The organism is Gardnerella rara, from assembly GCF_055452355.1.
This window is the reverse complement of sequence record NZ_JBVBJP010000003.1, coordinates 75908-93848: the sequence shown is the minus strand read 5'-3', so window position 1 is coordinate 93848 and position 17941 is coordinate 75908. Positions and strand designations below refer to the sequence as shown.

16 protein-coding genes are annotated in these 17941 nt (G+C 47.3%); 15 read left to right on the top strand and 1 reads right to left on the bottom strand.

Going from position 1 to position 17941, the window contains the following annotated elements; all coding sequences use genetic code 11:
* The first annotated feature begins 176 nt into the window (after positions 1-176).
* The 14 genes from coaD to ACZ0NX_RS03545 all read left to right on the top strand — a co-directional run bounded on the left by coaD (position 177) and on the right by ACZ0NX_RS03545 (position 15137).
* A complete protein-coding gene (gene coaD / locus ACZ0NX_RS03610) occupies positions 177-737 on the top strand; it encodes a pantetheine-phosphate adenylyltransferase (RefSeq protein WP_060786908.1) in 561 nt (186 codons plus the stop codon).
* A 147-nt stretch (positions 738-884) separates the two neighbouring features.
* The gene (locus ACZ0NX_RS03605) at positions 885-1820 is read left to right on the top strand and encodes a hypothetical protein (RefSeq protein ID WP_464405576.1); all 936 of its coding nucleotides are present in this window, start codon (positions 885-887) and stop codon (positions 1818-1820) included.
* A gap of 1 nt (position 1821) precedes the next feature.
* Positions 1822-2478: a YceD family protein gene (locus ACZ0NX_RS03600; protein WP_464405574.1), complete on the top strand. Its 657-nt coding sequence runs from the start codon at positions 1822-1824 to the stop codon at positions 2476-2478.
* 99 nt (positions 2479-2577) lie between these two features.
* A complete protein-coding gene (rpmF, locus tag ACZ0NX_RS03595; protein ID WP_004113441.1) occupies positions 2578-2772 on the top strand; it encodes a 50S ribosomal protein L32 in 195 nt (64 codons plus the stop codon).
* A gap of 464 nt (positions 2773-3236) precedes the next feature.
* The gene (rnc, locus tag ACZ0NX_RS03590) at positions 3237-4127 is read left to right on the top strand and encodes a ribonuclease III (protein WP_060786905.1); all 891 of its coding nucleotides are present in this window, start codon (positions 3237-3239) and stop codon (positions 4125-4127) included.
* A 42-nt stretch (positions 4128-4169) separates the two neighbouring features.
* On the top strand, positions 4170-5354 hold the full coding sequence (locus ACZ0NX_RS03585; RefSeq protein WP_464405573.1) for a tyrosine recombinase XerC: 1185 nt from the start codon (positions 4170-4172) through the stop codon (positions 5352-5354).
* A 106-nt stretch (positions 5355-5460) separates the two neighbouring features.
* The gene (sufB, locus tag ACZ0NX_RS03580; RefSeq protein ID WP_464405571.1) at positions 5461-7035 is read left to right on the top strand and encodes a Fe-S cluster assembly protein SufB; all 1575 of its coding nucleotides are present in this window, start codon (positions 5461-5463) and stop codon (positions 7033-7035) included.
* Complete coding sequence (sufD, locus tag ACZ0NX_RS03575) at positions 7035-8348, top strand: Fe-S cluster assembly protein SufD (protein ID WP_464405569.1); 1314 nt, start codon at positions 7035-7037, stop codon at positions 8346-8348. The genes sufB and sufD overlap by 1 nt, the downstream gene beginning before the upstream one ends.
* A 10-nt stretch (positions 8349-8358) precedes the next feature.
* Positions 8359-9135, top strand: coding sequence for a Fe-S cluster assembly ATPase SufC (gene sufC / locus ACZ0NX_RS03570; RefSeq protein WP_464405567.1), 777 nt, complete (start codon positions 8359-8361; stop codon positions 9133-9135).
* A gap of 66 nt (positions 9136-9201) precedes the next feature.
* Positions 9202-11127 carry a translational GTPase TypA gene (typA, locus tag ACZ0NX_RS03565; protein WP_101889789.1) on the top strand — a complete coding sequence of 642 codons (1926 nt, stop codon included), beginning with the start codon at positions 9202-9204 and terminating at the stop codon, positions 11125-11127.
* Between the two features lie 43 nt (positions 11128-11170).
* The gene (locus tag ACZ0NX_RS03560; RefSeq protein ID WP_415696022.1) at positions 11171-11605 is read left to right on the top strand and encodes an alcohol dehydrogenase; all 435 of its coding nucleotides are present in this window, start codon (positions 11171-11173) and stop codon (positions 11603-11605) included.
* Between the two features lie 100 nt (positions 11606-11705).
* Positions 11706-12740, top strand: a complete 1035-nt coding sequence (locus ACZ0NX_RS03555; RefSeq protein ID WP_464405566.1) for a prephenate dehydratase — start codon at positions 11706-11708, stop codon at positions 12738-12740.
* Positions 12734-13834 (top strand): prephenate dehydrogenase, encoded by a 1101-nt coding sequence (locus ACZ0NX_RS03550; protein ID WP_464405564.1) that lies wholly within the window; start codon positions 12734-12736, stop codon positions 13832-13834. Before ACZ0NX_RS03555 ends, ACZ0NX_RS03550 begins: the two co-directional genes overlap by 7 nt.
* A 406-nt stretch (positions 13835-14240) precedes the next feature.
* Positions 14241-15137, top strand: coding sequence for a Panacea domain-containing protein (locus tag ACZ0NX_RS03545; protein ID WP_464405562.1), 897 nt, complete (start codon positions 14241-14243; stop codon positions 15135-15137).
* A gap of 166 nt (positions 15138-15303) precedes the next feature.
* Here ACZ0NX_RS03545 and ACZ0NX_RS03540 read toward each other — a convergent pair whose 3' ends face one another.
* Complete coding sequence (locus tag ACZ0NX_RS03540; protein WP_464405560.1) at positions 15304-16356, bottom strand: hypothetical protein; 1053 nt, start codon at positions 16354-16356, stop codon at positions 15304-15306.
* A gap of 367 nt (positions 16357-16723) precedes the next feature.
* Here ACZ0NX_RS03540 and ACZ0NX_RS03535 point away from each other — a divergent pair, with 367 nt between their 5' ends.
* Positions 16724-17938, top strand: coding sequence for an argininosuccinate synthase (locus ACZ0NX_RS03535; protein WP_464405558.1), 1215 nt, complete (start codon positions 16724-16726; stop codon positions 17936-17938).
* Positions 17939-17941: the final 3 nt, after the last annotated feature.

The window sequence follows — 17941 nt, the reverse complement described above, 5'->3', positions numbered from 1 at the left end:
GCTGAAACGTAAACAAACGTGGGGGAAAAGAAACAAACGCAGGGAAGTGTGCCCGAGTTTGTTCCCAAAATTGGCTGAAATGGGAACAAACGCGGGGAAAAAGAAACAAATGCGGGGAAAATAGGCCGTATCTAGCTAGTGTCTAGCTCGTGGCCGATTCGTGGTAACCTAAAAGCATGACTATAGCTGTTTGCCCAGGCTCCTACGATCCCGTTACGGCCGGACACTTAGACGTGATACAACGTTGTACGCATCTTTTTAACGAAGTGCATGTTTTAGTGGCGGTTAATGCGGCCAAAACGCCCATGTTTTCCGAGTTGGAGCGCGTGGATATTATTCGCAAGGCGCTGGAAGACTTAAAAGATGATTCGCCAGTCGGCAAGTTTGCGCCACCTTTGTGCGGGGCGTCTAAGTCGCCAGCGTGCAAAATAGTGGTTGCTTCTACCAGCGGTCTTATTACGGATTATTGCAAAAAAGTCGGCGCAACCGTAATTGTTAAGGGATTGCGTCAAAACGGCGACTACGAGGCGGAACTTGGAATGGCGCTGGTTAATCGCAAGCTGGCTGGCATTGAAACCATGTTCTTGCCAGCGGATCCTATTTTGGAACACGTTTCTAGCTCGGTTGTAAAAGATGTAGCTCGTCACGGCGGGGACGTTTCTGGAATGGTGCCAAATAATGTGATTCCGCTTTTGCAACACGTTTTTTCTAAGACAAATGCAATATCTCAATCATAAAATTAGCGAAATATTACAATGGCGAGTTAAATATCACCGAAATAAGTACAATATTACTAAAATAAGTACGTACTAAAATACGTACTAAAATACGTACAATAAAATTGTTAAGAGATAAGAGAGCAGCTACTTAGCGAAGGAGCGAAAATGAGCGAAAACGAAGACGACACAATGGAAAGCCAAGTATCGTCAAACCACAGCCAAAAGTTGCCATTAAATCCAGTGATTGCAAATAACGACGATTCGCCTAGTGCTGCTTTTGAAGCTTATGACGCGGTGCCTGCGGCGAGTAAGGCGAGCGACGATGCGGCTGCTGGCGATTCTGCGGCTGCTGGCGATTCGTCTGGCAATGCAGCTGGCGATGTGCCTCAAAACCTGTTCCCAATGCCAGATTTGCGCGAGCGTGAAGACGGCGGCGCAATAGAGTTTGACGACGAAGAAGAAAACGCGTTTAAGGCCGCGGATCCGCAAACCGTTAGCGAGGAAGTGCGCACAAAGTCGCGCGAAGAATTTACTACTGTTTACGACATAATCGACACAATGGAAGCCGCGCTAAACAGTGCAAAAGGCGTGCTTTTTGCTGCTGGAATGGCAAAGGTGGATCGCGAAGAGTTTGGCGATTATTTGTCTAGGCTAAAAGACATGCTGCCTGTTCAGCTGGAGCGCGCGAGTGCGTTAATGCGAGAAGCGGAGAGGCGCTTGCGTACGGCTCAAGCACAGGCAAACTCTGTTGTGAGTTCGGCGCAAAGTCAAGCCGCGCAAATGGTTGAAGAAGCCCAGGAGCGAGCCAAATTCTTGGCAGGTCAAGAAAATGTGGTTGCGATTGCAAAGAACCAAGCGCGAGATATTATAAGCAATGCGCAGGCAAAGGCCGATAAGCTTACGCGCGGCGCGGATCAGTACAGCGCCACGGTTATGGAAGGCCTAAAGCAGCAGTTAGACAAGCTGGAGCAAGACGTTCAAGCGGGTCAGCGCGTTTTGGAAGAGCGCAGGCGCGCGGCGGCACACGTTCGAAATGAGGCTGCAAACCAGATTGATGAAGAATTTGACAGCGAAAGCAGCGAAAGCGAAGAAAGGAATTAAAATGACATCGCATCCCTCCCAGTCTTTGTGGGCGGTACCAGTTGCGCAAATGGCGGCACGAGCGGGCAGTAGTATGCAGTTGCAACGCGCCTTCCCAGCGCCAGAGGGCATTGGAGACAGCGTTATTGGCGTGGAGCCAGGGAGTGATGTTACGGTAGATGGCAATTTTGATTCCGTTGTAGATGGGCTTATGTTCCATGGCACTATTACCGCGCGCGTGCATGCGGAGTGCTCGCGATGCTTGATGCCGTTGCATAGAGATTGGCCTGTTGATGTGTGTGCGTTTTTTGCGCGCGTGGAGAGCGGCAAGGGCGGCAAGGGTGCAAATGGCGGCAAGAGCGGCGCGCGTTCCAATAACTCTAATAACTCTAGTGATGATTTAGAAGATGCTGATATTTGGGACGAAGGCGACGATTCTGGAAACGTGTATCCGCTGGTTGGTGGCGGCGATTTTGCCGACATTGAGGCTCTGATTCGAGACACAATGGTTAGCGAGTTGCCACTTAAGCCTTTGTGCGAGCCTGATTGCAAGGGGCTTTGTTCGCAATGCGGAGAGAATCTGAATGAGCATCCGGATCATCATCACGACGTTACGGATATTCGTTTTGCGGCGCTTGAAAGTCTTAAAGAAAAGCTTGAGGCACAAAATCACAGCTGATTTGCGTGATTATGTGTGCGATTGTGAATAATGTATGGCGCTTGCTGTAATATACAGAACGCTTAAGCTCAATCGGTTGAACGAAATAGAGGAAAGATTATGGCACTGCCAAAGTACAAGACCTCGCGCGCTAATACTCATTCGCGTCGCGCCAATTGGAAGGCTTCTGCCGTGCAGACTATTACCTGCCCGAACTGCGGTTCGCCAGCGTTGTCTCACATGGCTTGCCCAACCTGCGGTAACTTCCGCGGTCGCGTGTATCGCGAAGCAATTCGCTCTGCGCACACCAAGTAGGTTGTATTTTAAAAAAACCCTGCCATCGACGGGTGGCAGGGTTTTTGTTTTTCCCTAGTTTTTGTTGTTTCCCGAAAATGTACGTGATTTAGGTGTTTTTTGGTACAAAGTCGGGAAAAGTTGACGGGTTTTGTTGTTTTGCACGCTGATCATAGCAACAAAGTGCGGAGTTGTTTCCCGAAAATGTACGTGATTTAGGTGTTTTTTGGTACAAAGTGCGTCAATTGGTTCCGCTTTTTGTACGTGTTTTGGGTGTTTTTTGGTACAAAAGCGCGAATCGACTTGCATGAGCGCTTAGAGCGTAGCGCGCGAATGCACTTCGATTCGCTGAGCTTGCTTAAGGTTGAAAGCACGGTGTGCTTTCAACGCAAGCGAAGACGTTCGCGCGGCTAATCCGCGCGAACGATTTGTCAAATATGCAACAAAGTCGGGAAGCGTATAGTGCAAATCAACGACTTCAACACATGCGCTATAATGTTGAAGATATGAGTGGGAACAACACAAAAGACCAGTATGACGGCCAAAATGATGGCAATTACGGCGCATACAATAACCCAAATCAGCCAGAAGACGCTAAAACTAGTAGCATTGGCGTTGCGCGCACGCAAGATGGACACACGCAGGATGGGGATCCTACTAAGGAGCTTTTGCGCGCTCTTGGCACTACGATTTCGCCAGATTTGCTGGTGGAGGCTCTTACTCACCGCTCGTTTTCGCACGAGCATCCAGGCACTAAAAACTACGAGCGCCTAGAGTTTTTGGGCGATGCTGTTTTGGAGCTTGTTTCTACAGAAACGCTGTTTTCTGCTCACCCAGATATGACGGAAGGCCAGTTGGCTAAGCTTCGCGCTAAGGCTGTTTCGGAGTGGGCTTTGAGCGCGGTTGCTCGCGATAAGTTGCACGTTGGTTCGTACATTCTTTTGGGCCACGGCGAGATGGAGCATGGCGGCGCTCAAAAAGACTCGATTTTGTGCGATATTGTTGAGGCGCTTATTGGCGCGACTTTTGTTGAGCATGGCATTGACGAGGCGCGCGCTGTGGTGCATCGCCTGATTGACGACACTTTGGCGGAGGTTCTTACGGAAGGCCCAGCTTTGGATTGGAAGACTTCGCTTACGGTTTTGGCGCACGAGATGGGGCTTGACGAGCCGCAATATAGAATGTCGGTTTCTGGCCCAGATTACGCGCCCGTGTTCCGTGCGCGCGCGGTTTTGGCGCACGAAAACGGCGATGAGCTGCTGGGTGAAGCGGACGGTTCTAGCAAGCGCAAGGCTCAACTTGCTGCTGCAGATAAAGCTTGGCACGTGTTGGATAGAAGGCGTAAGTCGAGCGCGAGCAAAGAAAGCGGTAATTAGGTCTTTCTGATTGCTGTTATATAGGCGATTTGAGGCGGTTCTATGGCTAGCAGTCGTAATAATAATGATTTATTATTTGACGATGATTCAGCATCATCAACGGTTGCTGGCGACTTTTGCGACTTACGCTACCACTGTGCGCGCTACGTTGACTATTTGCGCGCCAACAAAGGCCTTGGAAAGGCCACTTTACGCGCGTACGGCGCGGATGTTTTACAATGCTTAGAGTGGTGCAGCCGCAATGGTTTTTGCGATTTGCGCGCGGTTTCCACCAGTGTTTTGCGCCAATGGATGTATTGGCTTAACAAGAATCATGCGCGCTCGAGTTTGGCGCGCAAAGTGGTAGCCGTGCGCGGCTTTTTTGCGTGGGCTACGCACATTGGTTTGATTAGCGCAAATCCTGCGCAAATTCTTGCAACTCCTAAGATCGCTAATGAGCTTCCTACGGTTTTAGATGAAGCGCAGGCACAAAAGTTGTTGGATTGTGCAGACAACTGTGCAGACAACTGTGCAGACAACTGTGCAGATGATTGTGCGGACAACTTTGCGCATGATTCAACTGCGCATGATTCAACTGCGCATGATTTAACGATGCAAAATTGCGCGCAAAAAAAGCCGCGCGCGCAAAAGTCGCAAGCTTCCGAGCATCAAGAAAACACGCCCCTAAAATCGCCATTAAAATCGCCCCAAAAATCCCTCCAAGAACATGCACTCGCCCTTAGAAACGCTGCGATTCTAGAGCTTTTATACGCCACGGGCATGCGCGTGGGGGAGCTTACAAGCCTTAATGTGCAAGATATGGATTTTGAAAATCATACCGTAAAAGTTACAGGTAAAGGAAACAAGCAGCGCGTGGTGCCGTTTGGCGTTCCTGCTGCAAATGCGTGCAAAGAGTGGATTGAGCATGGGCGAAGTGCTCTGCTAGAAAAGCACGTCGCAAACTCAGCTGGTATGCAAGCGCTGTTTTTGGGAGCGCGAGCAAAGCGTATCGATCAGCGTGTTGTAAGAAGTATTGTTCACGCTGCCGCCGCAGCCGCAAACGTGCCAGATGTTGCTCCGCACGCGCTTCGCCACAGTGCCGCAACGCATATGCTCAACGGAGGGGCGGATCTTCGCGAGGTTCAGGAGCTTTTGGGGCATTCCTCGCTTAACACAACCCAGCGCTACACGCACGTTTCTATTCAGGCTCTTAAGCAGCGCTACTCGCAAGCCTTCCCGCGCGCGTAGAAGGAGAATGCATATGCAGAAAGGCAGAGATGTGATTTGAATCACGTAATGCCGCTGCGTGGCTAAATGTATAATCGATTTATAAGCTTGATAGGAGGGTAAAACAGTGGTTGATGATTCAAATAAGCCTGAATCAAGCGCATTGATGAATAGCGTATCGACGAATAAGAATGTAGCGAATCAAAACGACTCCAGCGCGGCAGACTCAAGCGCAGCAGACGTTGAAATGAGCCAGTACGTGGCAGATCGCGCTCGCGTAAACGAAGATAAAATCCGCCAAGACGAACAAATCGTTGCTGAATTTGGCGAGTACAATTACGGCTGGCATGATTCGGATGCTGCAGGCGAGGCTGCAAAGAAGGGCATTGACGAGTCGGTTGTTCGCGCAATTTCCGCCGATAAAAACGAGCCAGAATGGATGCTAAACCTTCGCTTGCAAGGCTACCGCGCGTTTTTGCAAAAGCCTATGCCAGATTGGGGCGTGGATTTACGCGGTTTTGACGCAGACGATTTTAAGTACTACGTTCGCCCAGTACACGATCAAGCGAAAACTTGGGATGATTTACCAGAAGATATTCGCAAAACTTACGATAGGCTTGGCATTCCAGAAGCGGAGAAAAAGCGCTTGGTTTCGGGCGTTGCAGCACAGTATGAGTCGGAAGTTATTTACAATTCGATTCGCGAAGACTTGGCTGCGCAAGGCGTTATTTTTGTTGATACGGATACAGCAGTTCAAAAGTATCCCGATCTTGTAAAAAAGTATTTTGCAACCGTGATTCCAGTTGACGACAACAAGTTTGCGGCTCTTAACACAGCGGCTTGGAGTGGCGGCTCGTTTGTGTACGTGCCAAAAGGCGTGCACGTGGATATTCCGCTTCAGGCTTACTTCCGCATTAACACGCCGAACATGGGTCAGTTTGAGCGCACTTTGATTATTGCAGACGAAGGATCGTACGTGCATTACGTTGAAGGTTGCACAGCTCCGATTTATTCCACGGATTCGCTCCACGCTGCAAACGTTGAGATTGTTGTAGAAAAGCATGCGCGCGTGCGTTACACAACCGTGCAAAACTGGTCAAATAACGTGTACAACTTGGTTACCCAGCGAGCCTACGTGCGCGAAGGTGGCACAATGGAGTGGGTTGACGGCAACATTGGCTCCAAGGCAACTATGAAGTATCCTGCATGCATTCTCGCCGAGCCGTACGCAAAAGCGGAGACTATGTCTTTGAGCTTTGCTGGCCGCGGCCAGTACCAAGATACGGGTGCGAAGATGATTCACTTGGCTCCGCACACAAGTTCCACGATTGTTGCTAAGTCGATTTCGCGTGGCGGCGGGCGTTCTGCCTACCGCGGTCTTGTAAAAATTGTTAAGGGCGCTAGCGGCTCTAGCTCTTCGGTTGTGTGCGACGCTTTGCTTGTTGACGATTTTTCTAGGTCCGACACTTATCCGCATGTTGACGTGCGCGAAGATAACGTTTCGATGGCTCACGAGGCCACTGTTTCCAAGGTTTCCGAGGATCAGCTTTTCTATTTGATGAGCCGTGGGCTTGAAGAAAAAGAGGCTATGGGAATGATTGTGCGCGGCTTTGTGGAGCCGATTAGTCGCCAGCTGCCAATGGAGTATGCTCTGGAGCTTAATCGTCTTGTGGAATTGCAAATGGAAGGATCCGTGGGGTGATGAAGATGACGAGCGATAATTCAATCGATAATTCAATCGATAAAAAGATGAAAGTAAAAGAAGTTGCGATTCCTGTAGCAGACCCTAACGATCCTTATGCGGTTCCTGCTGCAATGCCTTCTAGCGCAGATAAATCCGTTCGCTCTTTTAATGTGCAAGACTTTGCGATTCCAACGCGCAAGCAGGAAGATTGGAGATACACGCCAGTTGAGCGAATCTCCGAGTTTTTTGAGAGCTTTGAGCCGTCTAACAACGTTACGGTGGAGCTAAAAGGCGCTGATGGCGATTCGCATGCAACTCTACAAATTTTGCCAAAAAACGAGGCTCCGCACACCGAAATGAAACCTTCGGATCGCGTGGCTGCTGTTGCGTGGAACTCGGCAAAATCGGCATACGTTTTGCATGTTTGCGGCGAAGCTACAAAGCCAATAATATTGCAAATCCACGGAAATCTTAAAAATGAAAGTACTTTGCAGTCGCTAGACGCTGCGAAATCATTAGACGCATTGCCATTAGACGCATTGCACTTAGTGATTGAAGCTGATTCCTGCACAAACGCGGATATTATTGTAGAGCACACAGGAGTTGCAAAGCTTGCTGAAGGCGTAGAAATCATTCTTGGAGAGAACGCGCATGTTTCTACAACGTTCATTCAAGAGTGGGATTCAGGCAGCAAACACGTTGGAAATCATAGGATTCATGTGGGTGCGGGAGCGTCTCTTCGCCACACAATGGTCACGCTTGGCGGAGACGTTGTGCGAATTCGCATGGATCAGGATTTTGGCGGCGAAAAGGGCGATTTAAACATGCTTGGCATGTATTTTGTGGACCCAGGCGAGCATGTTGAGCATCGTACAATGGTTGTTCACAATCACCCAGAATGCAAGTCGCGAGTAGTGTATAAGGGCGCGCTTTATGGAAAAGGAGCGCATTCTACATGGGTTGGAAACGCGCTTATTAAGCCAGAAGCTCCAGGCACGGATTCGTACGAGTTGAACCGAAATTTGGTGCTAACTCCTGGCGCGATTGCCGATTCGGAGCCAAATCTAGAAATCGAAAACGGCAATATTATTGGTGCGGGTCATGCAAGTTCGGTTGGTAGATTTGACGACGAGGAGCTGTTTTACTTGCAATCTCGCGGCGTGAGCGAGGTGGATGCTAGGAAGCTTGTTGTGCGCGGATTCTTTAACGAGCTGATTGAGGAGATTGGCGTGCCGCAAATCGTAGATCATTTGATGGCTGCGATTGAGAGGCGTTTAGCTAAGACGGATGAATCGCAAGCAACCAACGAATCGAAATATGCGGAAGAATAGGAGATAAAACATGTCAACTTTAGAAATCAAGGATTTGTACGCGTCTGTAGAAACAAAAGAGGGACGCAAGCAAATATTAAAAGGTGTAAATCTTACAGTTAATTCTGGCGAAACGCACGCGATTATGGGGCCGAATGGCTCTGGAAAGTCTACTCTCGCATACACTTTGGCGGGTCACCCAAAGTACGAAGTGGATTCAGGCCAGGTGCTTTTAGACGGCGAAGATATTTTGAAGATGACTCCAGACGAGCGCGCAAAAGCTGGGCTGTTCCTTGCAATGCAATACCCGGTAGAGGTACCAGGCGTTTCGATGACGAACTTTTTGCGCACAGCAAAAACAGAGGTGAGCGGCGAGGCTCCGACTTTGCGTGCGTGGGTTAAAGAGCTTAACGAGGCAATGAAGCGCTTAAGAATGGATCCAAAGTTTGCGTCTCGCTCTGTAAACGAGGGATTTTCGGGCGGCGAAAAAAAGCGTGCGGAAGTTTTGCAACTAGAGATTTTAAAGCCAAAGTTTGCGATTTTGGACGAGACGGATTCTGGCCTAGATGTGGATGCTTTGCGAATTGTTTCGGAAGGCGTAAATCGCGCCAAAGAAAGCACTGGCCTAGGCATTATGATGGTTACGCATTACACGCGAATCCTTAAGTACATTAAGCCAGATATTGTGCACGTTTTTGCGCAAGGTCACTTTGTAAAGACTGCAGGGCCAGAGCTTGCGGACGAGTTGGAAGAAGAAGGATACGACAAGTATTTGCCAGAAGGCGCCAGCGAGTCTGCTAGTGCTTGAGCGGCGTGTCTAAAGCCGCGAGTAAACTTGTTTAAGTTTGGCTAAATAAAACGGAAGAGGTTTGTAATGACTGTTCGCGGTGATATTAGAAATGTGGCAATCGTAGCGCACGTTGACCATGGTAAAACAACGCTCGTAAATGCCATGCTTCAGCAGTCGCACGTATTCTCCGAGCGAGAAGAAGTGCCAGACCGCGTAATGGACTCCAACGACCTCGAGCGCGAAAAGGGCATCACCATTCTTGCTAAGAACACGGCCGTGCAATACACCGGCCCGCTTGCAGAAAAGTACGGTCACCCAGAGGGAATCACAATTAACGTAATTGATACCCCAGGCCACGCCGACTTTGGTGGCGAGGTGGAGCGCGGCATCTCCATGGTTGATGGCGTTGTGCTTCTCGTCGACGCTTCCGAAGGTCCACTTCCACAAACTCGATTCGTTCTACGCAAGGCACTTGAGGCAAAGCTGCCAGTGATTTTGTGCGTTAACAAAACGGATCGTCCAGACGCGCGTATTGACGAGGTTGTTAGCGAAGCTACGGATTTGCTTCTTGGCCTTGCACAAGACGTTGTTGAAGAAGGAATCGACCTAGATATTGATTCGCTTCTTGATTTGCCTGTTATTTATTGCGCCGCAAAGGCTGGCTATGCATCTTTGAATCAGCCAGAAAACGGCGGCTTGCCAGATAACGATAATTTGGAGCCTCTTTTTGACTCCATTATTTCCAACATTCCAGCACCAGAGTACGAGGAAGGCGCGCCTCTTCAGGCACACGTTGCAAACATTGATTCTTCCGACTTCCTTGGTCGCCTCGGCTTAGTGCGAATCTACAACGGCATTTTGGAAAAGGGCAAGACTTACGGTCTTTCTCGTGTAGACGGCTCGCTTGAAAACTTCCGCGTTTCCGAGCTTTTGCGCACGCAAGGCTTGGAGCGCACTCCTGTTGCATCCGCAGGCCCTGGAGATATCGTTGCAGTTGCAGGCGTTAACGACATTATGATTGGCGAGACGATTGTAGATCAAAACGATCCAAAGCCTCTTCCATTGATCCACGTTGATGACCCAGCTATCTCTATGACTTTCGGCATTAACGATTCGCCGCTTGCAGGCACGGAAGGCAAGGATCACAAGCTTACAGCGCGCATGATTAAAGATAGGCTTGATCGCGAGCTTATTGGTAACGTGTCTATTAAGGTTCTTCCAACAGACCGCCCAGATGCTTGGGAAGTTCAGGGTCGTGGCGAGTTGGCGTTGGCGGTTTTGGCGGAGCAGATGCGCCGCGAAGGCTATGAGCTTACTGTTGGCCGTCCTCAGGTTGTTACTAAGACGATTGATGGCCAAATTAACGAGCCTATGGAAAACACTACGATTGACGTTCCAGAAGAATACATGGGTACTGTTACGCAGCTTATGGCAGATCGCAAGGGTCGCATGGATTCTATGAGCAATCATGGATCTGGCTGGATTCGCTTGCAGTTTACGGTGCCTTCTCGTGGTCTTATTGGCTTCCGCACGGCTCTTCTTTCTGCAACTCGCGGCACGGGAATCGCAAGCTCCATTTCTGCAGGCTACGCGCCTTGGGCTGGTCAGATTGTAACTCGCCAGAACGGTTCCATGGTTTGCGATCGCAAGGGTGTTGCAACGCCTTATGCTATGCAGCGTTTGCAGGCGCGCGGCGTGTTCTTTGTGGATCCGCAAAGCCCTGTGTACGAAGGCCAAATCGTTGGTATTAACAATAAGCCAGACGAGTTGGATGTTAACATTACGCTTGCTAAGCATATGACTAACATGCGTTCTTCTACAGCAGATGTTCTTGAGACTTTGACTCCACCAATTAAGATGAGCTTGGAAGAGTCGCTTGACTTTGCTAACGAGGACGAGTGCGTGGAGGTTACGCCTGAGTCAATTCGCGTGCGCAAGATTATTTTGAGCCGCGATGAATGGTACAAGTGGCGCGCTAAGCAGCGTAGGCAGAACAACAACGCTGCCTGATTGCTGCGTAAATTTAGCGTGATCGCTTAAAATATAGCTTAAAATGATGTTTAACATAAAGTCGCATTCCGTGCTATTTGCTGGCAGGTGTGCGGCTTTATGCGTTTTAGCGGCATTTTGCGCGGTTTTGGGCACTTTTGCGCACCGAATGGGCGCTATGTACAACTTTCCGTACGGTCTTGTAATCGCGTTTTTGCTTGTTATTTTGAGCGCGTGTTTTGCTCGCATGCTTTGCGGCATGTTCGGCTTGATTTTGCACGCAATCGTATGCTGTTCGGTTGTTTGGATGATTGCGCTTGGATGGTTTAGGGTTTTTGGCGCGTTTCGCGGAGTTCTTGTTGCCGTTGGATTTGGCGTGGATAATCTTCCGTGGATTGCGCAAAATGCTGGATATTTTTGGCTTTATGGCATTATCATCGCTCACGTAGTTTTGCTTTGTATGCCTAATAAATTCTTTGCTATTTCTGGCGCTAAATAAGTGGCGCTAAATCAATGTAAGGTAGTCTTACTTATAGTCTTATATAGTCAGTCTTATAGTCTTAAAGTCTTACAATCTTAAAGTAGTTTGAGGAATAGTCATGAATAGCAATATAGTCATGAATAGTAATAAGAACAGTAATAGTTCCCGTAAATTATGCTATTTAGGGCCAGAAGGTTCTTTTACTCATCAAGCTGCTTTAAAAGTTAAAGAGCAATGTAAATCGTTAGGTGCTTTGCGCCTTATTCCAACTGCGTGTGAGAATATTTGTAATATTGCTAGCAAAATTGAAGATTGTCACGATTTGGGTATTATTGCGTGGGAAAACAATATTGAAGGCGTAGTAATACCTAATTTAGATTTATTAATTGATGCAAAAAATATGGTTGGCATTGCTCGCTTGGGCGTTGATATAAGTTTTGATGCTGTTGTTTGCAAGTCGGATTCAATCGAAAACTGTTCGACTATTGTTGCTCATCCTCACGCGTTGGCACAATGCCGTAAGTTTGCTCAAAAGCGCGGATTGAAAGAAAAAACTGCGTCTTCAAACGCTGCTGCTTGTAGGGATTTAGTTAATGGCGAAGTTGCTTTGTGCCCTAAAATTTGTGCTGATTTATACAATAGGCAAATTGTGAGTGAAGCTGTTGAAGATTTTTCTGGCGCACGCACTGAGTTTTTAGTGTTAGCTCCTAGAGATGAGGCTTTAATTTTTGTTAATATGCAGCGCGAAAGCTATTCATCTTTTTCTTCGATTATTGCTTTTATTCCGCGTTCTACGGGCGCTGGAGTGCTAGCAAATTTGCTTGATGTTGTGCGCGATCATGGTCTTAATATGACTTCTTTTATGTCTAGGCCGATTAAAGGTCAGGATGGTTTATATAGTTTTATTGCCACTGTTGATGCTGCCCCTTGGGATTCTACGTGTAAAGCTATGATTCAAGAGGTTGTTGAACATGGTGATTGGGTTCGAGTTTTAGCAGTGTATCCTTCTGATAATCAAGATAATCCTGTTATGAATGATTGGATGCTGCCAAATGGCGGAGTGTGCGTTGATGCTTCGAGTGCTTCGTCTGATACTTCGAGTGCTTTGAGTGCTTTGAACGTAATGCGTGCAGAAAGAGAATTATTATGGTAGAAGATGCTGAATTTTCTCAAAAATTTTCTGTTGGTATTGTGGGGCTTGGACTTATTGGCGGCTCAATCGCAAAGCGTTTGGTAGCCACTGGTTCTTGCAAAGTGTACGCGTATAATCGCCATCAAACAATGTATAAAGAGGCGCGCGCCCTTGGAATCACTTGTGTTGAAAGCGTTGCGGAGCTTGCGCGCATGCAGCCAAATGTTTTGATTTTATGCAATTCGCTTGCCGCTATGCCAGAAGTTCTTGGCGATATTTCGCGCGAAATCAACAAGCAGCGCACTACTTTGACGGATGTTGGTAGCGTTAAGGGGCTTGTGCGCCAGCAGGTTAAGGCCGCAGGGCTTGGCGATTGTTATATTGGCGCGCATCCTATGGCTGGAAGCGAGTTTACGGGTTGGCAGGCGTCGAGCGCGCAGCTGCTGGAGGGCGCACTTTGGGCAGTTAGCGTTGATGAGAGCAGTGATTTTTGGCGGTTTTTGGCGGTTTTGCGTGTGATTGTGGGGTTGTGTGGAAACCGCGCTCTTGTGTTGAACGATTCTATACACGACGCTTCGGCGGCGCTGATTTCACACATGCCGCACGTTGTTTCTACTGCGCTGGCGAACGTTTTGTGTGGAAGCGAAAATCGCAATGTTGCGTTGCAAATGTCGGCTGGTTCTTGGCGAGATATGACGCGCGTTGCACTTACGGATCCAAATCGCACGCGTGCAATGGTTGCGGAAAATCGGCGAAATGTGGCGGATTTGCTGGGTAGTGTGATTGATGAGTTGAGCTTTGCAAAGAAGATGCTTGAGGGGAGCGATGGCGATTCTGCGGTTTCTGGCGATGAGCACGCGTTTTTTGCTAAGGCGGATTCTTGGCGCGAGTATAAATATGAGGAGCGCGTGGCGGATGACGGTAATGAATCTGCGGCGGCTCTCGATTTGCGCGAGCTTCGATTTGCCCTTGATTGCGCATGCGATTGGCAAAGTCAGCTGATTCAAAGCGCGCAAAGCGGCGAGCAGATTGTTGGCGTATCACTGAGTGACTCTGCGGTTGCTTGCGATTCGCGTGCGGCTCGCATAACGCTTCGCCGCGTCTCAACTCTCTAACCCGCAACAAAATCGGTAAATATCGTTCGCACGCTACGCTTCTCAAGCGAAAGGCGCTTTGACTGAGCTTGAAATTGCATAACGCATTTCAAGCTCCTTCAAAGCGTGATTTGGCTCAAACATAAAGTCCAGTGGACTTTATGTGCCAAATCAGCCGAGCGGCTACTAATAGCCGCGAGGAATGGAACGCAAGCGAAGATATGAGAGCGACATGCCCCGTTTTCCATGCGACACGCCGTTGGATTTGTGTTGTATGTGAATCGTATGCTAGCGTTTTCGCTAACTTAAAACCAGTATCGTCTAATAGTAGAAGAAGCTAACTGTTAGTAAGTCTAACTTTTAGGGGTTGTTGGTTTATTAAGTGTCCGTGTCTTTTCAATGGTGAAAGGGTGAAAGGAAGAGAGTTATGTCTACAGTTAAGCGTGTTGCGTATGCGATTTTGCAGCATTACGGCGCGATGAGTCACGAGCGTCTGGAATTGTTCACCTATTATAGTTACGCGCATTATTTGTCTTCAACTAATCTCAACTTGTTTTCTAATGGTTTTCAGGCTTGGAAGAATGGGCCGGTGTGTTTGGAATTGTTTAACTCGTGTTTGTTTAGTTTGGATTTGGTTTGCGCGCAGAATATTATTTTAAGCCCGTGTGAGTTTAGTAAAACGTTTGAGTGTTCTATGCTTCGTGAGATTTATAGCGTGTGTGATGTGTTGGATAATTTTAGTACTGCAAGTCTTGGCGTGCGTGTTAGGAGTGAGCTTCCTTGGGTTGATGCTAGAAAGGGTGTTGGTAGGGATTGTGCTTGTGATGTTGAGATTTCGCATAAGCTTATTCATGATTATTATGCGAAGCATCCTGTGGTTAATGTGAGTGAAGTGGTGTTGCATAGTAATCGTAGTGAGAATGGTATACGCGTGTTAAAGGGCGTGCGGCTTAAGAGTCTTAAGAATGCGGAGGATGAGCGGCGTAGGGCTTTGGATGAGGCTTATGCTATGAGTAATATCAGCCAGCATGCCAGGCTTGTTGAAGAGAATATTCTTAATAGTATTAGTAGACTACGTGAGTTTAATAATTTGGAGGATGATTCTAGTAGGAGTAGGGCGCGTTTAATAGCTAGGCGATTTAGTAGGCAGATATGCGAGTGTGAGAGGCAGGCTGTTAGGCGTGAAAATCTTCAAAAGAACTTGGATCTTTTAAAAAAGCAAAACAACGCTGATGCTAAAACCGCTAACGCTAAGCCAGATGCTAAGCCGAACAGCGCTAACACTAATCCAAATGCCAAGCCAAACGGTTCGCAAAACGCGTAGACTTTCCCGTGTTTGTTCCCAATTTGACCCAAAATGTAAACAAACGCGGGGGAAAAGAAACAAACGCGGGAAACCGCTCGCGCGGATTAGCCGCGCTCACGTCTTCGCTTGCGTTTAAAGCGCACTGTGCTTTAAACTTTGAGCAAGCTCCAGACAGAATTGCATATTATTGCGCTTTGCGCCAGCGCAATCTGCCATCGTTTACACCTTCTTTGCAAACCATCAGAGATCCTTTTATTGTCACTCCTTGTTGACCAGAAGTAGAGCAGAAGCTTCCAGGATGTACTAAAGGAAGCTGCTGTGGTTGCTGCTGCTGTGGAGCAGGTTGTGGTTGCTGTTGCGGTTGTGCGGCAGGAGCAGGAGCAGGTTGCTGTGCAGGCGCTTCTGTTTGTTGTTGCACTGGCTCTTGAGCAGGTTGCTGATTTTCCTGTGTTTTAGAATCATCGGATTCTTGAGGCTTCGAATGCTCTGACTCAGAATTATTTTTAGCCTTATTTGTTTGGCCATGTTTAGTATCTGATTTATCTGTTTTTGCTTTATTATTATCAGTTTTTTCTTTGGAGGAATCTAGTTTGTTCTCTTTGTTCTCTTTATTTTCTTTGTCATCTTTTTTTGAAAACTTTGAGTTATTTTCCTCTTCGCAAGACAAATCATATTTTTTTACAGAACAAATCTTGTCTGAGTAGTGTTTTATGGCAAATTCTATTTCTTGTTCACTAAACCCAAGGTCTTGAAGCTTTGATTTTGCATCGTCTTCTGTTAGGTTGCTGTCATCTTCAACAAGAAGTCTTAATCGTTTTACTGCCACATTGTTAAAGTCGTAAGTGTTATCTATATAATCTATAGCAGATTTTGAATCTTTTGCAGTACATTCAGATTTCTCCATCTTTTCTTTTATATTATTCAAAGATAGAAAGTCGTCAACTACATAGTTTTTTGCTATATTTTTACACTCAGATGCACTCAAATATGTTTTAGATGTTCTGCTTTTATTGTTATCTGATTTAAGTTGCGAAACAATTCCTGCAGCCACCAATACGATAAATATAAGCAAGATTGCGCGTTTAGTCTTTTTAAATTTTGGTTTCTTTATTATGTCGGTATTTTTTGAATTATGACGTATGTTTTTTGCGTTGTTAGTGTGCGGATTTGGACTATTTTTTATAACTTGTGTTGTTGATAAGTCATCGCTGTTGCTAATAGCATCATTGTTATCCATAATTTGTCTCTCTTTGCAGCGCGTACTCTATATATGCTTTAATGCTAATTTACAACATTTTTGATTGCTGACGCAATTGGCCGTGGAAGAATCGCAGGTTGCTGGCACGAATAATCGCAAGCAACCATTCGAATAAGTGTATAAGTATTATATTTATATTGTTGTCTGTGTAAATTTGCTCTAGTATAAATAGCCTAAAATGGCGTATTTCTGCGCGTGTTGAGAATGTATCTATAGTTGTATAATATACTATGTATTGTTTATTTATACACGCGCGAGTTCGCGCAGCACAACGCGGATTTGCACAACATAACGTTGATTCGCACAACATAACGTTGATTCGCGCAGCACAACCTGGGAGGTTACTATGACTAATAAGAAGCGTATTGTATTGGCGTATTCGGGTGGCCTCGATACATCTGTAGCAATTCCGTACCTTAAAGAGCAAACGGGCCAAGATGTTGTGGCTGTGTCTCTAAACGTTGGTCAGGGCGGGGAAGCGCTTGAAGTCATAAAAAACCGCGCTTTGGCTTGCGGTGCTGTTGAATCGTATGTAGTTGACGCTCGAGAAGAATTTGCGGATAACTATTGCATGCTTGCGCTAAAGGCAAACGCACTTTACGAAGACGTGTATCCTTTAGTTTCCGCGCTTTCTAGGCCGCTTATTACTCGTCACTTGGTTCACGCAGCGCACGAATTTGACGCCGATACAATCGCCCACGGTTGCACAGGCAAAGGAAACGATCAGGTTCGTTTTGAAGTTGCAATCCAGTCTTTGGATCCAGATTTAAAGGCCATTAGTCCAATTCGTGATTTGTCGCTTACTCGCGATGTGGAAATCGCTTTTGCAAACGACCATAATCTTCCGATTACTCAAAGCAAGAAAAGTCCGTATTCCATAGACCAAAACGTTTGGGGTAGGGCAATTGAAACAGGCTTTTTGGAAGATCCGTGGAACGCTCCAACCGAAGAATGCTACTCTTACACAAAGAATCCTTTGGAAGCCACAACTCCAGACGAAGTTACAATCACGTTTGAAAAGGGTGTGCCAGTGGCGATTGACGGCCACAGTGTAACTGCGCTCCAGGCAATTGAAGAGATGAACAAGAGGGCGGGCGCTCAAGGAATTGGCAGAATCGACATTATTGAAGATCGCTTAGTTGGCATTAAGTCTCGCGAATTGTACGAAGTTCCAGGCGCGCAGGCTTTGATTACCGCGCATCAAGAGCTTGAAAATTGCTGCCTGGAGCGCGAGCAGCACAGGCTTAAGCGTGCTCTCGATAAAAAGTGGGCGGAATTTGTGTACGACGGCCAGTGGTTCTCGCCAGTTGTGCGTTCTTTGAATGCGTTTATAAACGAGACGCAGGAGCATGTTTCTGGCGATATTCGCATGACTTTATACGCTGGAAAGGCGGTTGTAACAGGCAGAAAGTCGAATGAGTCGTTGTACGACTTTAACTTAGCTACTTACGATTCTTCCGATACCTTCGACCAGCGCGCTTCCAACGGATTTATTGAAATCTACGGATTGTCTAGCAAGGTTGCGGCGGCTCGCGATATGCGCGTTGCGAAGAACGACTAAGAA

Coding starts and splice junctions, on each gene's coding strand:
- ACZ0NX_RS03540 (WP_464405560.1), bottom strand. CDS start 16,356: ATGGATAACAATGATGCTATTAGCAACAGCGATGACTTATCAACAACA.
- ACZ0NX_RS03555 (WP_464405566.1), top strand. CDS start 11,706: ATGAATAGCAATATAGTCATGAATAGTAATAAGAACAGTAATAGTTCC.
- ACZ0NX_RS03585 (WP_464405573.1), top strand. CDS start 4,170: ATGGCTAGCAGTCGTAATAATAATGATTTATTATTTGACGATGATTCA.
- sufC (WP_464405567.1), top strand. CDS start 8,359: ATGTCAACTTTAGAAATCAAGGATTTGTACGCGTCTGTAGAAACAAAA.
- ACZ0NX_RS03535 (WP_464405558.1), top strand. CDS start 16,724: ATGACTAATAAGAAGCGTATTGTATTGGCGTATTCGGGTGGCCTCGAT.
- ACZ0NX_RS03545 (WP_464405562.1), top strand. CDS start 14,241: ATGTCTACAGTTAAGCGTGTTGCGTATGCGATTTTGCAGCATTACGGC.
- ACZ0NX_RS03600 (WP_464405574.1), top strand. CDS start 1,822: ATGACATCGCATCCCTCCCAGTCTTTGTGGGCGGTACCAGTTGCGCAA.
- rnc (WP_060786905.1), top strand. CDS start 3,237: ATGCGCTATAATGTTGAAGATATGAGTGGGAACAACACAAAAGACCAG.
- typA (WP_101889789.1), top strand. CDS start 9,202: ATGACTGTTCGCGGTGATATTAGAAATGTGGCAATCGTAGCGCACGTT.
- sufD (WP_464405569.1), top strand. CDS start 7,035: ATGAAGATGACGAGCGATAATTCAATCGATAATTCAATCGATAAAAAG.
- ACZ0NX_RS03550 (WP_464405564.1), top strand. CDS start 12,734: ATGGTAGAAGATGCTGAATTTTCTCAAAAATTTTCTGTTGGTATTGTG.
- ACZ0NX_RS03605 (WP_464405576.1), top strand. CDS start 885: ATGAGCGAAAACGAAGACGACACAATGGAAAGCCAAGTATCGTCAAAC.
- rpmF (WP_004113441.1), top strand. CDS start 2,578: ATGGCACTGCCAAAGTACAAGACCTCGCGCGCTAATACTCATTCGCGT.
- coaD (WP_060786908.1), top strand. CDS start 177: ATGACTATAGCTGTTTGCCCAGGCTCCTACGATCCCGTTACGGCCGGA.
- ACZ0NX_RS03560 (WP_415696022.1), top strand. CDS start 11,171: ATGATGTTTAACATAAAGTCGCATTCCGTGCTATTTGCTGGCAGGTGT.